The 23,511-nt window shown below is 65.6% G+C and carries 20 protein-coding genes and 2 pseudogenes; 16 read left to right on the top strand and 6 right to left on the bottom strand.

Annotation, left to right across the window (positions count from 1 at the left end):
• Window positions 1–417: 417 nt before the first annotated feature.
• On the top strand, window positions 418–1,149 hold the full coding sequence (locus BST27_RS10170; protein WP_372515515.1) for a TetR/AcrR family transcriptional regulator: 732 nt from the start codon (window positions 418–420) through the stop codon (window positions 1,147–1,149).
• On the opposite strand, the gene BST27_RS10165 is transcribed toward BST27_RS10170, so the two are convergent.
• Both BST27_RS10165 and BST27_RS10160 read right to left on the bottom strand, forming a co-directional pair.
• Window positions 1,082–1,630, bottom strand: coding sequence for a hypothetical protein (locus tag BST27_RS10165; protein ID WP_069421250.1), 549 nt, complete (start codon window positions 1,628–1,630; stop codon window positions 1,082–1,084). The genes BST27_RS10170 and BST27_RS10165 overlap by 68 nt on opposite strands.
• Window positions 1,631–1,637: 7 nt before the next feature.
• Entirely contained in the window at window positions 1,638–2,219 is a 582-nt protein-coding gene (locus BST27_RS10160; protein WP_069421249.1) for a VOC family protein, read from the bottom strand.
• Between the two features lie 86 nt (window positions 2,220–2,305).
• Between BST27_RS10160 and BST27_RS10155 the strand changes: the two genes are divergently transcribed.
• The 4 genes and pseudogenes from BST27_RS10155 (at window position 2,306) to BST27_RS10140 (ending at window position 7,283) form a co-directional block, all read left to right on the top strand.
• A complete protein-coding gene (locus tag BST27_RS10155) occupies window positions 2,306–2,965 on the top strand; it encodes a TetR/AcrR family transcriptional regulator (protein WP_069421705.1) in 660 nt (219 codons plus the stop codon).
• A complete protein-coding gene (locus BST27_RS10150) occupies window positions 2,958–4,082 on the top strand; it encodes an alpha/beta hydrolase (RefSeq protein WP_069421674.1) in 1,125 nt (374 codons plus the stop codon). The genes BST27_RS10155 and BST27_RS10150 overlap by 8 nt, the downstream gene beginning before the upstream one ends.
• Window positions 4,073–5,041, top strand: a pseudogene (locus BST27_RS10145) (2-hydroxyacid dehydrogenase). Before BST27_RS10150 ends, BST27_RS10145 begins: the two are co-directional and overlap by 10 nt.
• A gap of 58 nt (window positions 5,042–5,099) precedes the next feature.
• Window positions 5,100–7,283, top strand: coding sequence for an acyl-CoA dehydrogenase family protein (locus BST27_RS10140; protein ID WP_069421675.1), 2,184 nt, complete (start codon window positions 5,100–5,102; stop codon window positions 7,281–7,283).
• A gap of 84 nt (window positions 7,284–7,367) precedes the next feature.
• Here the strand turns inward: BST27_RS10140 and BST27_RS33120 are convergent, their stop codons facing one another.
• Window positions 7,368–7,691, bottom strand: a complete 324-nt coding sequence (locus tag BST27_RS33120; RefSeq protein WP_069421676.1) for a hypothetical protein — start codon at window positions 7,689–7,691, stop codon at window positions 7,368–7,370.
• 343 nt (window positions 7,692–8,034) lie between these two features.
• Here BST27_RS33120 and BST27_RS10130 point away from each other — a divergent pair, with 343 nt between their 5' ends.
• On the top strand, window positions 8,035–8,373 hold the full coding sequence (locus tag BST27_RS10130) for an ATPase (protein WP_069421677.1): 339 nt from the start codon (window positions 8,035–8,037) through the stop codon (window positions 8,371–8,373).
• A 139-nt stretch (window positions 8,374–8,512) separates the two neighbouring features.
• Here the strand turns inward: BST27_RS10130 and fadD2 are convergent.
• A pseudogene (fadD2, locus tag BST27_RS10125) lies at window positions 8,513–10,174 on the bottom strand (long-chain-fatty-acid--CoA ligase FadD2); the annotation flags it as partial.
• Window positions 10,175–10,243: 69 nt separating this feature from the next.
• On the opposite strand from fadD2, the gene BST27_RS10120 reads away from it, so the two are divergent.
• The 10 genes from BST27_RS10120 (at window position 10,244) to BST27_RS10075 (ending at window position 20,334) form a co-directional block, all read left to right on the top strand.
• Window positions 10,244–11,470, top strand: a complete 1,227-nt coding sequence (locus BST27_RS10120) for a DNA polymerase domain-containing protein (protein WP_069421678.1) — start codon at window positions 10,244–10,246, stop codon at window positions 11,468–11,470.
• Between the two features lie 25 nt (window positions 11,471–11,495).
• Window positions 11,496–12,494, top strand: a complete 999-nt coding sequence (locus BST27_RS10115) for an ABC transporter substrate-binding protein (protein ID WP_069421679.1) — start codon at window positions 11,496–11,498, stop codon at window positions 12,492–12,494.
• A 90-nt stretch (window positions 12,495–12,584) separates the two neighbouring features.
• Window positions 12,585–13,286, top strand: a complete 702-nt coding sequence (locus tag BST27_RS10110) for a 5-oxoprolinase subunit B family protein (RefSeq protein ID WP_069421680.1) — start codon at window positions 12,585–12,587, stop codon at window positions 13,284–13,286.
• Window positions 13,261–14,148 carry a 5-oxoprolinase/urea amidolyase family protein gene (locus BST27_RS10105; RefSeq protein WP_069421681.1) on the top strand — a complete coding sequence of 296 codons (888 nt, stop codon included), beginning with the start codon at window positions 13,261–13,263 and terminating at the stop codon, window positions 14,146–14,148. Before BST27_RS10110 ends, BST27_RS10105 begins: the two co-directional genes overlap by 26 nt.
• A 1-nt stretch (window position 14,149) precedes the next feature.
• Window positions 14,150–14,695, top strand: coding sequence for a GNAT family N-acetyltransferase (locus BST27_RS10100; RefSeq protein ID WP_069421706.1), 546 nt, complete (start codon window positions 14,150–14,152; stop codon window positions 14,693–14,695).
• A 168-nt stretch (window positions 14,696–14,863) separates the two neighbouring features.
• On the top strand, window positions 14,864–16,264 hold the full coding sequence (locus BST27_RS10095; protein WP_069421682.1) for a nitrate/nitrite transporter: 1,401 nt from the start codon (window positions 14,864–14,866) through the stop codon (window positions 16,262–16,264).
• Between the two features lie 179 nt (window positions 16,265–16,443).
• On the top strand, window positions 16,444–17,850 hold the full coding sequence (locus tag BST27_RS10090; RefSeq protein ID WP_069421683.1) for a nitrate/nitrite transporter: 1,407 nt from the start codon (window positions 16,444–16,446) through the stop codon (window positions 17,848–17,850).
• Window positions 17,851–17,925: 75 nt separating this feature from the next.
• The gene (locus BST27_RS10085) at window positions 17,926–19,071 is read left to right on the top strand and encodes a uroporphyrinogen-III synthase (protein WP_069421684.1); all 1,146 of its coding nucleotides are present in this window, start codon (window positions 17,926–17,928) and stop codon (window positions 19,069–19,071) included.
• The gene (locus BST27_RS10080) at window positions 19,068–19,853 is read left to right on the top strand and encodes a sirohydrochlorin chelatase (RefSeq protein WP_079220016.1); all 786 of its coding nucleotides are present in this window, start codon (window positions 19,068–19,070) and stop codon (window positions 19,851–19,853) included. Before BST27_RS10085 ends, BST27_RS10080 begins: the two co-directional genes overlap by 4 nt.
• A 31-nt stretch (window positions 19,854–19,884) precedes the next feature.
• Window positions 19,885–20,334, top strand: coding sequence for a TetR/AcrR family transcriptional regulator (locus BST27_RS10075; RefSeq protein WP_069421685.1), 450 nt, complete (start codon window positions 19,885–19,887; stop codon window positions 20,332–20,334).
• 31 nt (window positions 20,335–20,365) lie between these two features.
• On the opposite strand, the gene nirD is transcribed toward BST27_RS10075, so the two are convergent.
• Together nirD and nirB are read right to left on the bottom strand one after the other, a co-directional pair.
• Complete coding sequence (gene nirD / locus BST27_RS10070; RefSeq protein ID WP_069421686.1) at window positions 20,366–20,734, bottom strand: nitrite reductase small subunit NirD; 369 nt, start codon at window positions 20,732–20,734, stop codon at window positions 20,366–20,368.
• 15 nt (window positions 20,735–20,749) lie between these two features.
• Window positions 20,750–23,311, bottom strand: a complete 2,562-nt coding sequence (nirB, locus tag BST27_RS10065) for a nitrite reductase large subunit NirB (RefSeq protein ID WP_079220015.1) — start codon at window positions 23,309–23,311, stop codon at window positions 20,750–20,752.
• Window positions 23,312–23,511 lie beyond the last annotated feature (200 nt).

Here is a 23,511-nt window from a genome sequence, read left to right as displayed (position 1 = left end):
AGTCCGTCCGGCCAGCGAGGCGCCACCACATCCGAACCACTCCTCCGCCCGCGGTCACCAGCTTTGGAGGTTACTGAATGTGATAATCGTTTTCAATATCAGCAGGTGCTGCGCCCCGTCCGCTTACCGCCCGACCGTCCGTGACCCCGTAGCCGACGGTCGGACGCGCGAGTTGCATAATCACGTTTGCGGGGCCGGCCGGCAGGCCAGCCCATAGCCCGGGGTGTCCCCGAGGCGGCTCCGATGCTTCCTGCGTTGCGCTCGGGGCGGGTCGGATATGCCGCGTTTCGACATGCGGAACGGGCCGGTAGTCCGTCCGTTGCAACGTCATACCCCACCCTTTCGCAGCCCGCAAATTGTGAGAACGTGTGTTTCCTGATATTGTCGGGGCGTTGCTCAGGTGCCAAGATGGTCCCCATGGCTAATTCATCCGGGTTGGCTGGGAGTTCGAGCGCGCGGCCCTATCGAGGGGTTGAGGCCGCCGAACGACTCGCGGATCGCCGCCGGCGGCTTCTGGCCGCCGGCCTGGACATCTTGGGTTCTGAGCAGCAAGACATCTCTGCGCTGACCGTGCGCGCCGTATGTCGGGACGCAGGACTGGCATCTCGATACTTCTACGAAAGCTTCGCGGACAAAGACGAATTCATTGCGGGCGTTTTCGACTGGGTGATCGCCAAACTCGCCGTCAGCACGCAGGCGACGGTGGCGTCCTACCCAGCGCACGAGAAGGCCCGCGCCGGCATGGCCAAGGTCGTGCAGATCATTGCCGACGACGCTCGGATCGGGCGCATCCTGTTCAGCACGCAACTGGCCGACCCGGTGATTGTGCGTAAGCGAGCCGAGTCGACGGCGCTGTTCGCCATGCTGTCCGGACAGCTTGCGGTCGACGCTCTTCACGCCCCGGCAAATGACGCCCTCAAGGCGGCGGCACACTTCGTGGTCGGCGGCGTCGGTCAGACGATCAGCGCGTGGTTGGCCGGCGATGTCGACTTGCCACCGGAGGACCTTGTTGACCTGCTTGCGGCGGTTGTCGGCGGCCTGTCGGAACCGGCGCGACTGCTGTCCGGCGTCACGGGAGCGCTCACGGAAGAAGAGGTAGTTGCCATAGCCGCATCCCGGGATGCAAGAGCCACAGACGCTGCAGGGTAAGTCGCATGATGCGCTGCGCGCCGGTGATCAGCAGGATCGCCAGCGGCACCTCGATAAGCAAGGCGGTCCCCACCGACAGCCAGAAATCGGTGGGCCCGGCGGTCATCAGATCGAACCAGGCGTCGCAGATCAACAACACCCCACTGGTGAACGCCGTGAGGAGCAATAACTGGCGGCGCAAGTAGCCCAGCACAGCGGTGGCCGCCATGAATCCGACCAGCAGGATGTCGAAGCCGACCCAGGTGGCACGCCAATTGTGCGCAACATAGTTCGGCGGCAGAGTCAGCGCCAAATAGCCGATCCACGGGATCAGGGCAATAGATCCCGTGATGATCAAACCCAACCGGATGCGGCGCACCCGCGCGAATTCTGCCGGGTCGACAAGTTCGTCCAACGGTCGTTCCAGCCTCGCGATCAGGTCGCGTCGTTGCTCTTCGGAAAGCGCGGCGATCTGATCGTCGGTCAGGATCCCGTGGGTCACTCCCGGCCTAGCTGCTCGCGGCCGCCGCGGGTCGCCGGTCGGCCGCGGTGCGGGGCACAACCTGTGTGTCACTCTCGGTGAATTCCTTTACCCAGCAGGCAAACTCGAGCGTTATGCCGTCAGGATCCTGGAAGTAGAAAGAGCGCACGTACACCCCGGGATGCACGGTTGCCGAAACCTGTAGTTCGCTTTCGTCGTGATTGAGCACCGGGCCGACCCGAACGCCTTTGTCCTTCAACCGCTGCCGGTATTCGTCGAACTTCTCCGGCGGGACATGGAAGGCGAGGTGGTTGAGGCTGCTGACCGCGCTGGTGATATCGCCGATGCCCGGGATGGCGCCCGGCGACGAGATGCCCGGGACTCGGTCGGGGGCGTCCCTGAACCAGAAGAACGCGACGCAGTCACCGTTGCCCGCGTCGAAGAAGAAGTGCTGACCCTGGCCGAACGGCAGGTCAAGCGATTTGACCAGCGGCATCCCGAGGATGTTGGTGTAGAAGTCGACCGTTCGCTCCATGTCCGAACACACCAACGCGACGTGATTGATACCGCCGAGTTCGAATTCTTTGTTGGTGTTGTGCGGCTTGATCATTGCGACTCCCCTCGCAGCATGTGCAGCGGCCCCTAGGTTAAGATCTGAATCTAACATCAGATTCAAGTTTGTTCCAGGAGGTGCCGTTGACATCGGCATCTGAGGCGCCTGAGACACCTCCTGAGTCCGGGCTTGCCGGCCAAGTACCCACCTACCCGACCCACCGGGGCCGTCAGACCCAAGCGGCCATCGACGCCGCCGCGCGAACGGTCATCGCACGCAAAGGCATCCTGGCCACGACCATCGCCGACATCGCGGCCGAAGCGGGCCGCTCGGCGGCGTCCTTCTACAACTACTACGACTCCAAAGAGGCGATGGTCCGGCAATGGGCGCTGCGTTTCCGCGATGAGGCCAACGAGCGGGCCCGCGGCGCCATCCGCCACGGCCTGACGGATCGCGAGCGGGCGTACGAGGCCGCCGCCGCGCACTGGCACACCTACCGCCATCGACTCGCCGAGGTGATCAGCGTGTCGCAGTTGGCGATGATCAACGATGACTTCGCGCAGTACTGGGCCGAGATGTGTGCCATTCCCATCTCTTTCATCGCCGAATCGGTCCGGCGCGCCCAGGCGCGAGGCTTCTGCCCCGGCGACGATCCGCAGCTAGTGGCTCAAGCTATCGTGGCGATGTTCAACCAGTTCTGCTATATCCAGCTGAGCGGGTCGGACGAGCCCGACGATCAAGCCTGCATCCGAACCCTGGCCAACATCTACTACCGAGCCATCTACGGCGAGAAGGATCACTGAATTGACCAGCGTCACAAGAGAGTTCGTAGGTCTGCCGTCACCCACCGCCGCGCGCGCCGGCGCGGGCGGTCATCCCTGCCAAGGGCTCTACCACCGAGGCGCGGGGCACCAGCCCAAGGTGGCGATGATCGCGACGCACTACCAGATCGATTTCTCCGAGCACTATCTCGCCGACTTCATGGCCGCCCGCGGTATCGGCTTCCTCGGCTGGAACACTCGGTTTCGCGGCTTCGAAACCGATTTCGTTCTCGATCACGCCTTGGTCGACATCGGTGTCGGAATGCGCTGGCTCCGCGAGACGCAAGGCGTGGAAACGGTTGTGCTGTTGGGCAATTCCGGCGGTGGTTCGTTGATGGCCGCCTACCAGTCGCAGGCGGTCGAGCCGAATGTGACGCCGCTGGAAGGGATGCGACCGGCGGCGGGAGCCGACGAGCTTCTCCCCGCCGACGGGTATGTCGCCACCGCTGCCCACCTCGGGCGCCCAGATGTGCTGACCGCGTGGATGGACGGTGCCGTCGTCGACGAAACCGACCCCGTCGCAACTGATCCCGACCTCGACCTGTTCAATGAACGCAACGGCCCGCCCTATTCGGACGAGTTCGTCAGCCGCTACCGCGCTGCGCAGATCGCCCGCAACCACGCCATTACCGACTGGGCCGAGGCCGAGCTCAAACGCATTCGCGCCGCCGGTTTTTCGGATCGCCCGTTCTCGGTGATGCGGACCTGGGCCGATCCCCGCATGGTGGACCCCAGCCTGGAGCCCACCAACCGAACGCCCAACCTGTGCTATGCGGGCACGCCGGCGAAGGCCAACCGTTCCGCCCGCGGCATCGCGGCGGCGTGCACGCTGCGCAACTGGTTGGGAATGTGGAGCTTACGGGTGGCGCAAACGAGGGCAGAGCCGCACCTGGCCCGCATCACCTGCCCGGCGCTGGTGATCAACGCCGACGCCGACACGGGAGTTTTCCCGTCCGATGCCCAGCGCATCTACGACGGTCTCGCCAGCACCGACAAGGCACAGACCTCGGTCGACACCGACCATTACTTCACCACGCCGGGTGCGCGCGACGAGCAGGCCGACATCATCGCCGACTGGATAGCCAAGCGGTGGGCCTGAGGGTTCTCGCGCACTTTGTGCCCCGGGCGAAGGTGCTGGATTTTCTTGCCCCGGAAGCGGATTGGCTCGACGTTCGATGGTGCGCCGAAGACGACGACGCGACTTTCTATCGGGAGTTGCCCGACGCGGAGGTGATCTGGCACGTGCTGCGCCCGCTGACGGGTTCCGACCTGCGGTTGGGCACGCGGCTGCGGCTGGTACACAAGCTCGGCGCCGGGGTGAACACCATCGACGTGGCTGCCGCGACCGAATGCGGCATCGCGGTGGCCAACATGCCCGGCGCGAACGCACCATCGGTTGCCGAGGGGACGGTGTTGCTGATGCTCGCCGCGCTGCGCCGGCTCAGACAACTCGACCACGCCGTCCGGCGCGGACGCGGCTGGCCGGTCGACCCTGATCTCGGCGAGTAGGTACGCGATCTCGGTGCCTGCACGGTCGGACTGGTCGGCTACGGGAACATCGCCAAGCGTGTCGCCGCGATCGTTTCCGCGATGGGCGCCACCGTGTTGCACACCAGCACCGGCGACGACGGACTGCCCGGGTGGCGGCCGTTCGACGTGCTGCTGGCGGAAAGCGACGTCGTGTCGCTGCACCTGCCGTTGACCGCGGACACGCACCACCTGCTCGACGCCAACGCCCTGGCCCGGATGAAATCCAGTGCGGTGCTGGTAAATACGTCGCGTGGCGCCATCGTCGATGAGAACGCGCTGGTCGACGCGCTACGGGTGGGACGGCTGGCGGCTGCGGGCCTCGACGTGTTCGAAGTGGAGCCGGTGGCTCCCGACAACCGGCTGCTGGATCTGGACAACGTGGTGCTGACGCCGCACGTGAGCTGGTACACCGCCGACACCATGCGGCGCTACCTCATCGAGGCCGTCGCCAACTGCCGGCGACTGCGCGACGGCGAACCGCTGGCCAACCTAGTAGGCCCGGTCGTCCACCAACCACCCGGTTGTTAGCTTGGAAGGGACCGGCCCCCCGGCAGGGAAGGCAAGGGAAGGTAAGGGAAGGCGAACAATGCCGATCGCGGTAATTCCTGAACATCAAGACCTGGCCGATTCGGTCCGCTCGCTGGTCGCGCGGGTCGCCCCCGCCGAGGTGCTGCACCAGGCTCTGGAAACCCCCTTGGAGAACCCGCCGCCGTACTGGCAGGCCGCGGCCGACCAGGGCTTGCAGGGCGTTCATCTCGCCGAATCCGTCGGCGGACAAGGCTTTGGAATCCTCGAACTGGCCATCGTGCTCGCCGAGTTCGGCTACGGGGCGGTACCCGGCCCGTTCGTGCCGTCGGCCATCGCCAGCGCGCTGATCGCCGCGCACGACCCGGAAGCCAAGGTGCTGGCCGAGCTGGCGTCTGGTGCCATGATCGCCGCCTACGCGCTGGGTTCCGGGCTGACCGCGACTCGCCACGGCGACGTGCTGGTGATCCGCGGCGAGGCTCGCGCCGTTCCCGCGGCCGCTCAGGCGTCCGTTCTGGTGCTGCCCGTAGCGATCGACAGCGGCGAGGAATGGGTGGTGCTGCAGGCCGACGAGCTCGAGATCGAGCCGGTGACCAGCATCGATCCGCTGCGGCCGATCGCCGACGTGCGGGCCAACGCCGTCGAGGTCGGCGACGACGCGGTGCTGAGCAACCTGAGCCAGGCCAACGCTCACGCGCTGATCACCACCCTGCTGTCGGCAGAGGCGGTGGGCGTGGCGCGGTGGGCCACCGATACGGCAGCCGCATACGCCAAGATCCGCGAGCAGTTCGGCCGGCCGATCGGGCAGTTCCAGGCCATCAAGCACAAGTGCGCCGAGATGATCGCCGATACCGAGCGCGCCACGGCCGCGGTGTGGGACGCCGCACGCGCGCTCGACGAGGACAGCCCGAAGGAGGGCGACGTCGACTTCGCGGCGGCGGTGGCGGCCACCCTGGCACCGGCGGCCGCGCAACGCTGCACGCAGGACTGCATTCAGGTGCACGGCGGCATCGGCTTCACCTGGGAGCACGACACCAACGTCTACTACCGCCGCGCGCTGATCCTGACCGCCGGCTTCGGCCGCTCGTCGGAGTACCCGCAAAAGGTCGTCGACACGGCCACGACCACGGGCCTGCGGGCGGTGGACGTCGACCTGGATCCCGAGACCGACAAGCTGCGGGCCGAGATCCGGGCCGAGGTGGCCGCGTTGAAGGCGTTGCCGCGCGAGGAACGCCCTGCCGCCATCGCCGAAGGCGGCTGGGGACTGCCGTATCTGCCCAAGCCGTGGGGACGCGCGGCCAGCCCGGTCGAGCAGATTATCATCGCGCAGGAATTCGACCACGGACGGGTCAAGCGGCCGCAGCTGGCCATCGCCGCATGGATCGTCCCGTCGATCGTCGCGTTCGGAACCGAGGAGCAAAAGCAGCGCTTCCTGCCGCCGACCTTCCGTGGCGAAATCTTCTGGTGCCAGTTGTTCTCCGAGCCCGGCGCCGGTTCCGACCTGGCGGGCCTCTCCACCAAGGCCACCAAGGTGGACGGCGGCTGGCGCATCACCGGCCAGAAGATCTGGACCACCGCCGCCCAGTACTCGCAGTGGGGTGCGTTGCTGGCCAGAACGGACCCGTCGGCGCCAAAGCACAACGGCATCACATACTTCCTGCTGGACATGAAAAGCGAAGGCGTGCAGGTAAAGCCGCTGCGCGAACTGACCGGCAACGCGATGTTCAACACCGTCTACCTCGACGACGTGTTCGTGCCCGACGACTGCGTCTTGGGCGACGTCAACCGGGGCTGGGAGGTCAGCCGCAACACCCTGACCGCCGAGCGGGTGTCGATAGGCAGCAGCGACGCGAACTTCCTGGCCAGCCTGCCGCAGTTCGTCGAGTTCGTCCGGGACGGGCAATTCGACCAGGTGGCCAGGCACCGGGCCGGGCAACTGATCGCCGAAGGTCATGCCGCCAAATTGCTCAACCTGCGCTCGACGCTGTTGACGCTGGCAGGTGGCGACCCAATGCCCTCGGCTGCGATCTCCAAGCTGTTGTCGATGCGCACCGGGCAGGGTTACGCCGAGTTCGCGGTCGCCTCCTTAGGCAGCGACGCCGCGATCGGCGACACCAAGCAACTGCCGGGCAAATGGGGTGAGTACCTGTTGGCGAGCCGGGCCACGACGATCTACGGCGGGACGTCGGAGGTGCAGCTCAACATCATCGCCGAACGGCTGCTGGGCCTGCCCCGCGACCCGTAACCTTCACCGGCGAGCAGACGCAAACTCGTATCAAATCGGTTGATTTTGTACGAGTTTGCGTCTGCTCGGCGGGTGATCGGCGGCTCACCACCACCAGTGCCACCAGCGCCGGTGGCCCCACCCGTGACCCCAGCCGTGGCCAAAGCCACCGCGGTGCCAGCCGCCGTGACCACCCCAGCCATGCCCATGACCCCAGCCGTGGCCGGCGGGGACGACGTGGGCGGGACTTTCGGGAATGCCCGCGCCGCCATGCGGCCCGGCCATCGCGACGCCGGCGACGGGAGACGGGGGCGCGGCCTGCGCGCTGGGCACGGCACCGAACAGCATCGCCGCGCTGAGCGCGCCGGAACCCAGCGCGACTGTGGCCGCGCGGCGAATCGACCGCGGTGACAGCAACTTCGGGAACATCGACAACTCCTTTCAAGACTTCGTTCGACACCACAAACGCTATTCAGAAATTGCTATCTACACCATGGAAATAGCATTGGATTCGGCTGTATATTCGCCCTGGAAATTTGCCTCTACGTATTTGCTGTCAGTAAATGAGACTAGTATCGTCGCAGGTCAATGCCGCCTACTGAGCTACTGAGGTCCGTACCCAAGTATTTCTGCCAATAAGTGGTCAGCGACTTTATGAAACACCGCGTCGTCGGGTTTGCTGGCGACAGTGAAATTCTCGCGAATCGGCGTACAGGAAAGGTTCAGGTAGCGAACCTACACTGACTTACGGATCGCTCCGGGAGGACCTCACATGGCACACAGCATCGGCCCATTCCGCGCGCACACGGGTGCCGCGGGCCCCCCGCTGGACGGTGCATCGACCGAACGTTTCGCGCTCGCCCGCCAACCACACGTGCCGGCCAGGCCGAATCCGCCCGCGCGAAATCAACGCACCCGGCGCACGGTTGACCTCTCTCCCGCCACGCATCGAGCCCTGGACATCTGGCAGCGCCAGGCCGCCGATCGGCTCGGCGTCGCGCGCGTCACCGGCCAAGAAGTCATCAGCGCGCTCATCGAGCAGTTGTTGATCGACCCCAGGCTCGCAGCCCAGATCACCCACGTCGTCCAGGCGCGACGCACCGGCGGGTGAGCAGACGGAGCTAGCCGGCGGCCTCGTCGGAGCCCTTGTCCTCGGAACCCGTGTCCTCGGAGCCCTTGTCGGAAGTCTTCTTGGAGTCCTTGCCCAGGTCCTTGGCTTTGTCCTTCGCCTTGTCCTTGTCATCGACATCCAACTCGCGCAGCTCGCGCTTGAGGATCTTGCCGGTCGGGTTGCGGGGCAACTCGTCGAGGAAGATCACTTCGCGCGGCACCTTGTAACGCGCCAGGTGATCGCGGACATAGTGCTTGATCGCGTCCTCGTCGAGGTCGGAGCCCTCCTTCTTGACCACGAAGGCACGCAGCCGGTGGCCCCATTCCTTGTCGTCGACCCCGATCGCGGTGGCCTCTATGACGTCCTCGTGGCCGCTGATCAGGTCCTCGACCTCGGCGGGGAACACGTTCTCACCGCCGGACACAATCATCTCGTCGTCGCGGCCGCTGACGTAGAGCAGGCCGTCCTCGTCGAAGTAGCCGACGTCGCCCGAAGACATCAAGCCGTCGACGATCTCCTTGTGGCCGCCGCCGGTGTAGCCCTCGAACGGGAAGGCGTTGCCGACGAAGATCCGTCCGACCTCGCCCTGCGGTTTCTCCTTGCCGTTGTCGTCGAGGATCTTGACCTTCACGCCCTTGACCACCGGGCCGACCGTGGCCGGGTTCTTTTCCAGGTCCTTGGGCCCGGCGATGGTCGCGAACGCGATCTCGGTGGATCCGTACATGTTGTAGATGACCGGGCCGAAGTCTTTCAGCGCCCGCTGCGCCAGCTCGGCACCCAGCTGCGACCCGGAGACGAAGATGATCTTCAGGTGCGAGAGGTCGGGCTTCTTGTCCATCTTCTCGATCGTGTCCAGCAACCGCGACAGCATCACCGGCACCACCACCATGGCGGTCGCCTTGTGCTTTTCCAGGTCTTCGAGCACCAGCGCCGGCTTGAACTTGCGGCGCAACACCAGCGTGGAGCCGAGGAACATCGCGATGGTGGCGTGCAGGTAGCCCAGCGCGTGGAACATGGGCGCCGGTAGCGAGGTGATCTCGTTGGCCTTGAACGGCACGTGCGACAGGATGCCGCCGACCGGCGCCAGGGTGGGCGGCGTGCTGCGGTTGGCGCCCTTGGGGGTGCCGGTGGTACCGCTGGTCAGGATGATGATCGAGGCGTGCTTGCTCGCCTTCGGCGCAGGCTCTTTGCTGCTGCGCTCGATCAGCTCGGCCAGCGTCTCGTGATCGCTGCCCGAATCCTCGTCGCTGTCCGGGTTGTGGCCCAGCGCGCGCAGGAAACCCAGTTCCGGCTCGGCTTTGCTGACGGACTTGGTGTATTCGTCGTCGTAGATGATCAGCTTGGCGCCCTCGCGCTCCGACACCTCCTTGATCTGCGGGCCGGAGAATTCGCTGTTGAGCAGGATGATGCGGGCGCCGGCGCGGGCGGCGCCATAGTTGGCGATGACAAACCACCGGGTGTTGCGGGCCAGGATTGCGACGCCGTCGCCGGGCTTGATGCCCTTCTCGATCAGGCCGTTAGCCACCGCGTGCGCGGCTTCGTCGAGTTCTTTGTAGGTGATGTGGCCTTCCTCGTCGATGACGGCCCGCGCGTCGGGATGGCGCCGGGCGTTCAACGACGGCAGCATGCCGAATTCGCCCCACTTCGCGAGCTCGGCCGCCATGGCTGCGGTCTTGAGCGGCGACTCGAGCCGGAAGGCTCCCGCTTCGAAGATCTTGCGCACATAGTGCAGTTCGGCTGCGCCGCGTTCGACGTATTGCTGGATCTTTCCGACGCCGGGTACTTCGCTCAGGCTAGGCATGTTCCTCACCATATGTGACGGAGGTCGCAATGCGACCTGTAGATTTCACCCGAATTACCATCGACATCGATGCCCAAACCAATGACGCTGTCGGTGGCTGGGCGCGAGGTCACCATCACCCACCCGGACAAGGAAATTTTTCCGGGGCCTCCCACCTACACCAAGCTGGACCTGGTCCGGTACTACCTGGCAGTTGCCGACGGGGCGCTGCGGGGTGCGGCAGACCGGCCGATGATCCTCAAGCGATTCGTCAAGGGCATCTCGGAAGAGGCGATATTTCAGAAGCGCGCCCCGCAGAACCGACCCGACTACGTCGGCGTCGCCGAATTGCGCTACGCGTCGGGCACTTCGGCCAAGGAGGCCGTCATCCACGACGCCGCCGGGCTGGCCTGGGTGATCAATCTCGGCTGCGTCGACCTCAATCCGCACGCGGTCCACGCGGCCGACCTCGACCATCCCGACGAGCTGCGGATCGACCTTGACCCGATGCCCGGGGTCACGTGGCGACACATCATCGAGGTAGCGCTGGTGGCACGGGAGGTCCTCGAGGAGTACGGGCTGACAGCCTGGCCGAAGACCTCCGGTTCCAGGGGATTTCACGTGTACTCCCGGATCGCCCCGCAGTGGACGTTCAAGCAGGTGCGGTTGGCCGCTCAGACCGTGGCGCGGGAAGTCGAGCGGCGCATACCTGAGTCGGCGACCAGTCGCTGGTGGAAGGAAGAACGCGAAGGCGTCTTCGTCGACTTCAACCAAAACGCCAAGGACCGCACGGTGGCGTCGGCCTATTCGGTGCGCGCCACCGCGGACGCCCGGGTGTCGACCCCGTTGCGCTGGGACGAGGTTCCCGACTGCAACCCGGAGGAGTTCACCATCGACACGGTTCCCCGCCGGTTCGCCGAAATCGGCGACCCGTGGGCGGGGATGGACGACGCCGTGGGCACGCTCGATCGGCTGCTCGTGTTGGCCGAGGAACTCGGTCCGCCGGAGCGCGCGCCGAAGGGCGCGAAAAAGGGCGTCGGCGGCCGGCGGCAGTCGTCCAAGCCGCTCATCGAGATCGCCCGCACCAAGACCAAGGACGAAGCGATGGCCGCGCTGGACACCTGGCGCAATCGCCACCCGGTCGTGGCCGAGCTACTGCAACCGGTGGATGTCCTGGTAGACGGCATGCGCGGGCCGAGTTCGATCTGGTACCGGATCCGCATCAATCTGCAGCATGTGCCACCCGACCAGCGTCCACCGCAAGAGGAGCTGATCGCCGACTACAGCCCGTGGGACAGATACATACCCGGAGGCTGACGCAGCGACACGCTAGTCTCACGCTGTGCAGCAGGGATGGAGTCGACGGCAATTCGTCCAGATTGCCGGGACCGCATGTCTTCTCGCCGGCGGCGCGGCATCCCTGGCGGGGTGTTCCAAACCCAAGCCGCCGCCGGGTACCCCGGGCGGCGGTGCGGTGACCATCAAGCACCTGTTCGGCGAGACCGTCGTCAAGGAACCGCCCAAGCGCGTGGTCAGCGCCGGTTACACCGAACAGGATGACCTGCTGGCGGTGGGCGTGGTGCCCATCGCAGTGACCAATTGGTTCGGCGACCAGCCGTTCGCGGTCTGGCCATGGGCTCAGCCCAAGCTCGGCACGGCGCAACCGGTGGTGTTGAACCTGGACAACGGAATTCCCGTCGACCAGATCGCCGGACTCAAGCCCGACCTGATCGTGGCCGTCAACGCCGGCGTCGACGAGGACACGTATCAGAAGCTGTCCGCGATCGCACCCACCATTGCCCAGTCCGACGGCGACGCGTTCTTCGAGCCGTGGAAGGACCAGGCGGCTGCGATCGGTCAGGCGGTGTTTCAGGCCGACCAGATGAAGTCACTGGTCAACGCCGTCGACCAGAAGTTCGCCGCGGTGGCGCAGCAGCACCCCCAGTGGAAGGACAAGAGGGCGCTGCTGCTCGAGGGCAGGCTGGCGCAAGGCGCCGTGGTGGCCACGACGGGCTGGCAGACCGAGTTCCTGACCCAGATGGGACTGGTCATCGCCGACAGCATCAACGAGTTCGGCCACGATCACCGGGCGGTCATCCCGCGCGAGCGGATCACATCGGTGCTCGACTCCGCCGACGTGCTGATCTGGACCACGGAAAGTCCCGAGGAGCAGCAGGCGTTGCTGGCCGACCCGGAGGTGGCCCAGTCACAGGCCACCACGCAGAACCGCCACGTCTTCACCAGCAAGGATTTGGCGGGGGCAATAGCCTTCGCGTCGCCCCTGAGTTATCCCGTGGTGGCCGACCAACTGCCCCCGCAACTTGGCAAGATCCTGGGCTGACCACCGGGTGACTGAGCGTTTGCTAAGGCAGCTCTGGCAGTGCTCCATAATCCCTGGCCGGGTCCCCGAATCCGGGGCTACCGTCGAACTATGAGTGTGACGGATCTCTCAGGGCCTTCCATGGATGCCTCGGCCGAAGCGCTGACCTGCTCGATTCTCGACTATGGCGACCAGGCGCTGCTGTTGGAGTGCGACGACATCGCCGGCGTATTGGCATGGACGGAGGCGGTGCGCGCGGCGGCGTGGCCAGGTGTGGTCGACATCGTGCCGGCCGCACGCACCGTGCTGCTCAAGCTCGACGGCCCGCGCTTGCAGGCCATCATGCGCCACCGACTGCGCAAGTTGCGGGTCATGCCTGACGAGTCCACCCCCGCCGAAGACGGTGAGCTGGTGACGATTGACGTCGTCTACGACGGACCCGACCTGGCCGAAGTATCCCGGCACACGGGCCTGACCACCGCGCAAATCATCAACGCCCACACCGGCACCCGGTGGCGGGTGGGTTTCTGCGGATTCGCGCCCGGGTTCGCCTACCTGGTCGGGGGCGACCGACGACTTCAGGTGCCGCGCCGGGCCGAGCCGCGAACGTCGGTTCCGGCCGGTGCGGTGGCGTTGGCGGGCGAATTCAGCGCGATCTATCCGCGCCAGTCGCCCGGTGGGTGGCAGATCATCGGGCGCACAGACGCTGTGCTGTGGGACATCGATCGAGAGAATCCGGCCCTGCTCACGCAGGGCATGTGGGTGCAGTTCCGCGCGAGGAGGCATCGTGACTACCCTGGAAATCTTGCGTAGCGGACCGCTGGCGGTCGTCCAAGACCTCGGACGGGCCGGGCTGGCCCACCTCGGCGTAGGCCGGTCCGGGGCCGCCGACCGTCGCTCGCACACCCTGGCCAACCGACTGGTGGCCAACCCCGACGACTGGGCCACCATCGAGATCACGTTCGGTGGCTTTTCGGCGCGAGTGCGCGGTGGCGACGTCGACATCGCGGTGACCGGTGCCGACACCGACCCAACCGTCGATGGAAATATGTTCGGCAACAACAGCATTCACCACGTTCACGACGGCCAGATCATCTCACTGGGCACTCCGTGGGCTGGGCTGCGCACCTACCTGGCGGTGCGCGGCGGCATTGCCGTCACGCCCGTCCTGGGGTCACGCAGCTACGACGTGATGTCGGCGATCGGCCCCCTTCCCCTGCAGGCGGGTGATGTGGTACCCATCGGCGACCACACCGACGACTTCCCCGAACTCGACCAAGCCCCGGTGGCCGCCATCGAGGAACACATCGTTGAACTGCAGGCGATACCGGGGCCGCGCGACGATTGGCTGCTCGACCCAGATGCCTTGGTGCACACGGTCTGGATGGCGTCCAATAACAGCGATCGGGTGGGCATGCGTCTGGAGGGGCGCCCGCTGCGCTATCGCTGGCCGGATCGGCAGCTCCCCAGCGAGGGCACCACCCGTGGCGCAATCCAGGTGCCGCCCAACGGATTACCCGTCATCCTTGGGCCCGACCATCCGATCACCGGTGGGTACCCGGTCGCCGGCGTGATCATCGACGAGGACATCGACAAGGTCGCACAAATCCGGCCGGGCCAGTATGTCCGGCTGCACTGGGCGCGGCCGCGCAAGCCTGCTGGGGCCCTGCCGTAGCGTGTGCAGCCAAATCCACACGGCTCGGCTGATTCACACCGCCGACCTCGATAGCGACACCCGGCACGGCATCCACGCCATGCTCACCGAAGCCTTTGCGGGCGATTTCACCGAAGCCGACTGGGAGCACGCGCTGGGCGGGATGCATGCCGTGATCTACCACCACGGCGCGATCATTGCCCATGCCGCGGTCATTCAGCGTCGACTCATCTACCGCGACAGCGCGCTTCGCTGCGGCTACGTGGAAGGTGTTGCGGTACGGGAGGATTGGCGCGGCCAAGGTCTGGTGCGCGCGCTGCTGGACGGGGTCGAACAGGTGATGCGCGGTGCCTACCAGCTCGGGGCGCTCAGCTCGACGGTGCAGGCGCGGCGACTCTACGCATCGCGGGGCTGGTTGCCTTGGCGCGGACCCACGTCCGTGCTCAGCCCCACCGGTCCCGTCCGAACACCCGACGACGACGGAACGGTGTTCGTCCTGCCGATCGAGGTCCAGCTGAACACCGAAGAAGAACTGATGTGCGACTGGCGAAACGGAGACGTCTGGTAATTCCGGGGCGCTGACGCCGCGTCGTTGTGGTGCATGCCACAAGAATTCGTCTCACACTGCGCTCGTTGGGCAGTGATCCGAATTTCACGCTCGGGTCACCACCTGAAGCGCCGGGGCAACAAAGGGTTCCTACCGTGCAGGTAACGCCAATAACGATAGGAGCCTTTCGTGGGCCGTTCACACCTGATCACAGATTGGGACCCGGAAGACGTCGCCGCATGGGAAGCAGGCAATAAGAAGATCGCACGCCGCAACCTGATTTGGTCGGTGATCGCCGAACACATCGGGTTTTCGATCTGGTCCCTCTGGTCGGTGATGGTTCTCTTCATGCCCGCATCGGTATACGGCTTCTCGGCGAGCGACAAGTTCCTGCTCGGCGCCACCGCGACGCTGATCGGTGCGTGCCTACGCTTTCCCTACACCTTTGCCACCGCGAAATTCGGTGGCCGCAACTGGACCATCTTTTCCGCCGCGGTGTTGTTCATTCCCACTGTCGGGACCATTTGGCTGCTGGCCCACCCGGGTCTACCGCTGTGGCCGTACCTGGCCTGCGCCGCGCTGACCGGTCTGGGAGGAGGCAATTTCGCCTCCTCGATGACGAACATCAATGCGTTTTTCCCGCAGCGATTGAAGGGCTGGGCGTTGGCGCTCAACGCCGGTGGCGGCAATCTGGGGGTTCCCATGGTTCAGCTGGTCGGCCTGCTGGTGATCGCGACTGCCGGCAACCGGCAACCCTACTGGGTGTGCGCGGTATACCTGGTCCTGCTGGCGGTGGCCGGCGTCGGCGCCGCGCTGTACATGGACAACCTGCGGGACTACCGCATCGAGCTGCACACCATGCGCGCCGTACTCGCCGAGCCGCACACCTGGGTGATCTCGCTGCTCTACATCGGCACCTTCGGATCGTTCATCGGGTTCTCCTTCGCGTTCGGTCAGGTGCTCCAGATCAACTTCATTGCCAGCGGCCAGAGCGCCGCGCACGCTTCACTGCACGCCGCCCAAATAGCCTTCCTCGGGCCACTATTGGGCTCACTGTCCCGGGTGTACGGCGGCAAGATCGCCGACCGCATCGGTGGCGGCCGCGTCACCTTGGCCGCATTCGTATTGATGATCCTGGGCGCCGGAATACTGTTGACGGCCAGTGTGTTCGGCGCACATGCCCACGGACCTGCGCCCGCCGCAACCATGGTCGGCTATGTCGTCGGGTTTGTCCTGCTGTTCATCCTGTCCGGCATCGGCAACGGCTCTGTCTACAAGATGATTCCGTCGATCTTCGAGGCACGCAGCTATGCACTGCAGAAGACCGAGGAAGAGCGTAGGCAATGGTCGCGCTCCATGTCTGGCGCCCTCATCGGATGGACCGGCGCGGTTGGCGCCTTGGGCGGGGTGGGCGTCAATCTTGCTCTGCGGCAGTCGTATCTGAGCAGCGGAACCGCGACGTCGGCGTTCTGGGTTTTCGCGGTGTTCTATGTCGCAGCCTCGCTGCTGACCTGGGCGGTATACGTGCGGCGCCCACTGCCGGCCATCGGCCAGCTGCCAGAAGGTGCCACCGGCTTGGCTTACGTCTAGCGCGTACGCAAAGCAGCCACTTCGGTTTTCAGCGGTCTACCAGACAACTGGTGCCCAACTTTCAGCCGATTACCGCCCTTCTGAGTTGACGCGCTCCGTCGCCGATGTGAGCATCGAAACGGACTGCGGCGCATGCCTGCTCCGAATTCGGGGGCGCCCACATCGGAAGGGAAAGAACTATGGGGCGCCACCGTCGGCTGTCAGATTGGAATCCGGAAGACATCGCGGCTTCGGAGTCCGGGAATAGCAAGATCGCCCGACGCAACCTGCTTTGCACAGTCGCCGGTGATCACGTGGCCTTCTCCATCTGGTCGCTGTGGTCGGTGATGACGCTGTTCATGCCGGCGTCCGTGTACGGCTTCTCCGCCGGCGACAAGCTCTTGCTTGGCGCGGTGGCCACCCTGGTGGGTGGCTGCGTGCGGATCCCCTACACGCTGGGCATCGCCAGGTTCGGCGGCCGCACCTGGACAGCGCTCTCGGCGTTCGTGCTGCTGATTCCTACCGTCGGCACCATCGCGCTGCTGGCCAATCCCGGACTGCCCCTGTGGCCCTATGTGGTGTGTGCGGCGCTGACCGGACTGGGCGGAGGAAACTATGCGGCATCCCTGGCCAACGTCAACGCGTTTTACCCGCAGCGTCTCAAGGGCGGTGCTCTGGCGTTCAATGCGGGCGTGGGCAATCTCGGTGTCGCGGTGGTCCAATTGATCGGTCTGCTGGTGCTGTCCACCGCGGGACACGAAGCGCCGTATTGGGTGTGCGCAATCTACCTCGTGCTGCTGACCTTGGTCGGCATCGCCGCAGCGCTGTTCATGGACGATCTTGATCACGGTGTCGAGCTGAACACCATGCGTTCCATAGCGTTTGACCGCGACACCTGGGTGGTTTGCCTGCTGTACATCTGCACCTTCGGCTCCTGGATCGGCTTCGCTTTCGCGTTCGGCCAGGTGTTGCAGGTCAACTTCGAGGCCAGCGGCGAGAGCGTCAAACACGCATCCTTGCATGCTGCGCAGATCGCCTTTGTCGGACCACTTTTGGGCTCACTCGCCCGTATCTACGGCGGACGGTTGGCCGACCGCCTCGGCGGCAGCCGGGTCACGCTGGGTGTTCTGAGCGGCATGATTCTGAGCGCGGGACTGTTGGTGGGAATCAGCACAATCGACGACGCGCATGCCAGCACGACGTCGTCGATGTTGGTCGGCTACGTCATCGGCTTCGTGGCTCTGTTCATCCTCGCCGGTATGGGAAATGGCTCGCTGTTCAAGCTGATTCCGTCGATCTTCGAAGCACGCAGTCGCTCACTGGATGTCAGCGACCCCGAGCGGCGGCATTGGTCTCGAGCCATGTCCGGGTCGCTGATCGGCATCTGTTCGGCCGTTGGCGCGCTTGGTGGTGTGGGCATCAATCTGGCGCTGCGCCAGTCCTATCTGACCACCGGCACGGAGACGCCCGCCTACTGGATCTTCCTGGCTTCCTATGTCGTCGCCGCGATTCTGACCTGGCTGATGTATGTGCGCCGACCTGTGCCGACGGCGCCCCTGACGGACCCCCGAAACGAGCCAAAATCAGCCGACACAGTGCGGGTTTAATGAAGTGCCAAAAGGGCAATGCGACAGCAATTACGTGGTAACGATTCAGAAATTTCGCAGGCATACAAACGTCATATGGCTCTGCCAAACTCTGCGCCTCTCGCAGGTTATCGGGTCGCGGTGACTTCAGCGCGCCGCGCCGAAGAGCTGTGCGCGCTGCTGAGCCGACATGGCGCGGAGATTTTCGCCGCACCCGCGATCAACATGATCGCGCTGCCGGACGACGACGAATTGCACTACAACACTGAGGCGCTGATCACAAACCCGCCGGACATTCTGGTGGCTCACACTGGCATCGGCTTCCGCGGCTGGGTGGCCGCAGCCGAGGGGTGGGGACTGGCCACCGAGCTCCTCGATGCGTTGTCCTCGGCCCGGGTGGTATCCCGCGGACCGAAGGCGACCGGCGCCTTGCGGGCCGCCGGGCTCCGGGAGGAATGGTCGCCCGAATCGGAATCTTCGTACGAAGTCCTGGAATATCTTCTTGATTCCGGTGTCGAGGGCATGCGAATCGCCATCCAGCTGCACGGCGCCGCCGATGCATGGGATCCATTCCCGGAGTTCCTCAATGGGCTGCGGGCTGCGGGAGCCGAAGTGATTCCGCTCCGCGTCTACCGTTGGAAGCCAACGCCATTGGGTGGTGACTTCGATCATCTGGTCACCGGCATCGCTCGTCGGCAATTCGATGCGGTGAGTTTCACCTCCGCCCCCGCGGCCGCGGCAGTTCTGGAACGCGCCCGGGAGCTGGACATCGAGGACCAGGTGGTCGAAGCGTTGCGCACCGGCGTACACGCGATGTGCGTCGGCCCGGTGACCTCGCGACCCCTGATTCGCCGAGGGATACCGACGTCAGCGCCGGAGCGGATGCGATTGGGGGCCCTGGCCAGGCACATCGCCGAGGAACTGCCACTGCTGGGGTCCTTCAGCGTCAAGGCCGCCGGCCACGTGATCGACATCCGCGGCACGTGCGTGCTGGTCGACGGCGAGGTCAAGACGATATCGGGCTCGGGGATGGCGATCCTGCGGGCGTTGGCACAGCGACCTGGGGACGTCGTCGCGCGTACGGAATTGCTGCGGGTGCTGCCCGGCAACGGCGATGACACCCACGCCGTTGACACTGCGGTGCTCCGACTGCGAACGGCGTTGGGCGACAAGAACATCATCGCAACGGTGGTCAAGCGCGGCTACCGGCTGGCCATCGATGCCGCCGAGGCCGACCGGTGAGCCTGATCCTGGCGGCACACGGCACCCGGCTACCCTCCGGTGTCGCCATGGTTGGCGACCTGGCGGCTCAGGTCAGTGCGCTGCTCGAGGGCACCGTGCAGGTGGCATTTGTCGACGTGTTGGGCCCCACGCCCAGCGAAGTGCTTGCCAGGCTGTCGCGGCCTTCGTGCGACGAGAAGTCCACAGAGCCCGCAATTGTGGTGCCCGCCTTCCTGTCCCGCGGATACCACGTTCGCGCCGATCTACCGGCTCATATCGCGGCCAGCGGCCATCCAAATGTCACCGTCACACCCGCGCTGGGTCCGAGTTGGGAGCTCGCCCGCATAATCAAGCGCCAGCTGATCGAATTCGGTTGTCGACCTGATGATTCGGTGATTTTGGCCGCCGCGGGCACGTCGGATCGTCGGGCGCTCGCCGACCTGCGCAGCGCTGCCACGTCGTTGTCTATGCTGACCGGCGCCCGAGTTGAGCTGGGATTTGCGGCCACTGGGAGTCCCGACGTGCGGACCGCGGTCGCCACTGCACGGCGCCGGGGTGCGCGTCGCGTCGTCGTCGCGTCCTATCTGCTGGCCGACGGTCTGTTCCAACAACGGTTGCACGACAGTGGCGCCGACCTGGTCACCCCGCCGCTGGGCACCCATCCGGGATTAGCCCGGCTGGTCGCCAACCGATTCCGCAATGCGCTGCCGCACCGCTTCGCCAGTCATTCAATGCAACACGTGCCGAATTTCGTTGGACGCAAGGGTTCGCTGCTCAGCCACGCGGCTACCGGCGGCGCTTGATCTTTGCTCGTATCCAAGTAATCCTGGCAACATGGCCAGGAACGAAGAGCCCTCACGCGGGCTCCTCGACGATGTGGCGAAAATGCTGCGCCTGCCCTTCAGTACACCGGAGTTCATCGACCGCATCGTGACCGGCAGCGTCAACCAGGTTGGCCGGCGCACGCTGTACGTGCTGATCACCACGTGGGACGCCGCGGCCGGAGGGCCCTTTGCCGCCAGCGCCATCGCGTCTACCGGGCTGGCGAAGACCGCCGAAATCGTGCAGGGCATGTTCATTGGCCCAGTGTTCAACCCACTGCTCAAGATGCTGGGCGCCGACAAGGTCGCCATCCGTGCGTCACTGTGCGCTTCGCAGTTGGTCGGTCTGGGCATCATGCGCTATGGCGTTCGATCCGAACCGATGCATTCGATGACGGTTGAGCAACTCGTCGACGCCATCGGCCCGACGATGCAGCGCTACCTGGTCGGCAAGATCGACTAGCCCCCGCCCGCGGCGGGTCACCGCCGAAAGGTTATGCGGCCATGCGGGCGGCGAAGCGCCCGACGTGCACACGGCCGTCGACACTGACGCGCACCGGGTACACCGGCACCGACACCTGCGGGGCGTCCAGGCAGGTCCCGTCGTCGAGCGCGAAAGCCTGCTTCAGGATCGGCGACTGCACCGTGACGCGGCCGGCGCGGTCGCCGACGATGCCACGCGACAGCACCGCCGCGCCGGAAAACGGATCGATGTTGCCGATCGCGCGCACCGAGCCGTCGTCAAGCCGGAACAAGGCCGCCTGGCTGCCGTCGTCGAGCAGCACGCCGACACCGCGGCCCGGGATGAGGTGGTCGTAGTCGCAGGCCACCGTCCAAACCTGAGTGTCATTCAGAAGCGTCATGATGTTCCCTCCCTGCTAGTTACGGATCCGCGGAATGCCAATGGGCACCGGTACTTTGCGCCCGGCGCGTTCGGTGAAAGCCACCGTCGGGTCGATTTCGCCGGGGGCGTTGACGAAGGAGACGAACCGCGACAACTTGTCCGGATCTTCCAGCACGCCCTTCCATTCGCACTTGTAGTTCGCCACGTGGCGGTCCATGGCGGCCTCGAATTCCTCGGCCAGACCCAGCGAGTCCTCGCAGACGACTTCGCGCACGTGGTCGAGCCCGAGGGATTCCACCCACGGGGCCGTGCGCTGCAGCCGGTCGGCCGTGCGGATGTAGTACATGAGGAACCGGTCGACGTAGCGGGTCAGGGTCTCCGTGTCCAGGTCGCTGGCCAGCAGCTGCGCGTGTTTGGGCGTCATGCCGCCGTTGCCGCCGACGTAGAGGTTCCACCCCTTCTCGGTGGCGATCACGCCGACGTCCTTGCTGCGTGCCTCGGCGCATTCGCGCGCGCATCCCGAGACGCCCAGCTTGATCTTGTGTGGGGCGCGCAGCCCCCGGTAGCGCAATTCCAGGTCGATGGCCAGCTGTACGGAATCCTGCTGTCCGTAGCGGCACCAGTCGCTGCCGACGCAGCTCTTCACCGTGCGCAGCGCCTTGCCGTAGGCGTGGCCCGATTCCATGCCGGCGTCGACCAGGCGCTTCCAGATGGCCGGCAGCTGATCCACCCGAGCCCCGAACATGTCGATGCGCTGACCACCGGTGATCTTGGTGTAAAGGCCGAACTCCTGTGCGATCTGCCCGATCAGGATCAGGTGCTCGGGCTTGATGTCTCCGCCGGGAACCCGCGGCACCACCGAGTAGCTGCCGTTCTTCTGAATGTTCGCCAGGAAGTGGTCGTTCGAGTCCTGCAGCGATGCCTGCTCGCCGTCGAGGATGTGGTCGGAGCCAGTGGACGCCAGGATGGAAGCGACCACGGGTTTGCAGATGTCACAACCCTTTCCGCGCCCGAACCGCTCGATCAGCCCCGAGAACGTGCGGATCTCGGTGGCCGAGATGATCTGGAAGAGTTCGGCCCTCGACTGGCTGAAGTGCTCGCACAGCGCCTTGGACTGCTCCACCCCCTCGGCCTCCAGCAACTGCTTGAGCAACGGCACGCAGGACCCGCATGACGTCCCGGCGCTGGTGCAGGACTTGAGGGCAGGAACGTCGGCACAGCCGTCGGCGATCGCGCACTTCAGGTCGCCCTTGGTGACGTTGTTGCAGGAGCAGATCTGCGCCGAGTCAGGCAGCGCCCCAATGCCTAGGGCACCGGTACCGTCACCGGACCCGGCCGGTGCGATCAGCGCCAGCGGATCACCGGGCAGCTCGCTCCCGACCATCGGGCGCAGCACCCCGTAGCAGGAGGCGTCGCCCACCAGCACGCCGCCGAGCAGCGTCTTGGCGTCGTCGGACAGCACCAGCTTGGCGTAGGTGCGATTGACCGCGTCGTTGATGACGACCTCGAGGCAGTTCTCGGTGGTCCCCATCGCGTCGCCGAAACTGGCGACGTCGACGCCGAGCAGCTTGAGCTTCGTCGAGAGGTCGGCCTCGGGAAATTCCGCCCCGCCGTCCAACAACCGGTCGGCCACCACTTCGGCGCTGGTGTAGCCGGGCCCGACCAGGCCATAGCACCTGCCCTCGATAGCGGCCACCTCGCCGACGGCAAAGATGTCCGGATCACTTGTCCGGCAGGACAAGTCGGTGAGGACGCCGCCACGCTCGGCAATCTCCAATCCGGCCGCCCGGGCCAGCTCGTCGCGCGGTCGGATACCGGCGGCGAAGATCACCACCCCCGCATCGACGGTCGCGCCGTCGGTCAGCTTGACGCGCATTGACTCGGCGCCGTCCGGACCAGCCACTGGCTCAATCGATTCGGTGCCGGTGCCGACATGGACGGCGATGCCGAGGTCGGCAACCATCCTGGCCAGCAGCGCGGCGCCCGCCTCGTCGATCTGCTGGGCCATCAAGCGCGGCATCATCTCGACGACGTGTGTTTGCAACCCGAACTGCCGCAACGCGTTAGCGGCCTCAAGGCCGAGCAGGCCCCCGCCGATCACCACTCCGGCACCACCTCGGCCCGCCACCGCGGCGCGTTCGGCACCCGCGCGGATGGCGTCGAGGTCATCGAGCGTGCGGTAGACGTGGCATCCGGGCAGGTCGTGGCCGGGCACCGGTGGAACGAAAGCGTAGGACCCGGTGGCCAGCACCAGCGCGTCGTAGTGGTGCCGCTCGCCATCGGCGGTCAGGACCGACTTTGTCGCCCGGTCAATTTCCACCACGCGGTTGTTCAGCAGGAGTCGGACCCGCTCGTCGCCGGCGTAGTCGTTACCCGGCAGCGCCAGCAGGCTGCGGTCCCAGCTTTCGGTGTACGAGGTCAGGCCGACGCGGTCGTAGGCGGCATCGGCTTCCTCGGCCAGCACGGTGATCCGCCACAACCCAGCGGTGTCGCGGGCCCGCAGCGCCTCAACCAGCCGGTGGCCCACCATGCCGTGGCCCACCACGATGACGTGGCGGGCAGCATCGCGCGCCCGGTGATTTCCGGCAGAAGACATGAAGGGAAGGTTAAGGGCCGGAAATTACCTGAAATGCGCCTTATGTGACGCCGGGATGACGAGCTGCTCACCGGCTGTGAGTCCACTGTGTGACCGCGTTCGCTGTGAGCGAACAGCCAGGTGGAACTTAAGCGTGATCGACTCAAGTTTTTATGGGTAGCCGGCCCATGGAGCGCCGGGCACAGCTAACTCACAAGGAA

It is taken from the genome of Mycobacterium intermedium, assembly GCF_002086275.1.
In the GTDB taxonomy this organism is placed as follows: domain Bacteria; phylum Actinomycetota; class Actinomycetes; order Mycobacteriales; family Mycobacteriaceae; genus Mycobacterium; species Mycobacterium intermedium.
This window is presented reverse-complemented; position numbering and strand designations above follow the sequence as displayed.

What these genes read in the sequence shown, in the direction of transcription:
- BST27_RS10170 (WP_372515515.1), top strand. Translation starts at nt 418, where the DNA reads ATGGCTAATTCATCCGGGTTGGCTGGGAGTTCGAGCGCGCGGCCCTAT.
- BST27_RS10160 (WP_069421249.1), bottom strand. Translation starts at nt 2,219, where the DNA reads ATGATCAAGCCGCACAACACCAACAAAGAATTCGAACTCGGCGGTATC.
- BST27_RS10140 (WP_069421675.1), top strand. Translation starts at nt 5,100, where the DNA reads ATGCCGATCGCGGTAATTCCTGAACATCAAGACCTGGCCGATTCGGTC.
- BST27_RS33120 (WP_069421676.1), bottom strand. Translation starts at nt 7,691, where the DNA reads ATGTTCCCGAAGTTGCTGTCACCGCGGTCGATTCGCCGCGCGGCCACA.
- BST27_RS10130 (WP_069421677.1), top strand. Translation starts at nt 8,035, where the DNA reads ATGGCACACAGCATCGGCCCATTCCGCGCGCACACGGGTGCCGCGGGC.
- BST27_RS10120 (WP_069421678.1), top strand. Translation starts at nt 10,244, where the DNA reads ATGCCCAAACCAATGACGCTGTCGGTGGCTGGGCGCGAGGTCACCATC.
- BST27_RS10110 (WP_069421680.1), top strand. Translation starts at nt 12,585, where the DNA reads ATGAGTGTGACGGATCTCTCAGGGCCTTCCATGGATGCCTCGGCCGAA.
- BST27_RS10090 (WP_069421683.1), top strand. Translation starts at nt 16,444, where the DNA reads ATGGGGCGCCACCGTCGGCTGTCAGATTGGAATCCGGAAGACATCGCG.
- BST27_RS10085 (WP_069421684.1), top strand. Translation starts at nt 17,926, where the DNA reads ATGGCTCTGCCAAACTCTGCGCCTCTCGCAGGTTATCGGGTCGCGGTG.
- BST27_RS10075 (WP_069421685.1), top strand. Translation starts at nt 19,885, where the DNA reads ATGGCCAGGAACGAAGAGCCCTCACGCGGGCTCCTCGACGATGTGGCG.
- nirD (WP_069421686.1), bottom strand. Translation starts at nt 20,734, where the DNA reads ATGACGCTTCTGAATGACACTCAGGTTTGGACGGTGGCCTGCGACTAC.
- nirB (WP_079220015.1), bottom strand. Translation starts at nt 23,311, where the DNA reads ATGTCTTCTGCCGGAAATCACCGGGCGCGCGATGCTGCCCGCCACGTC.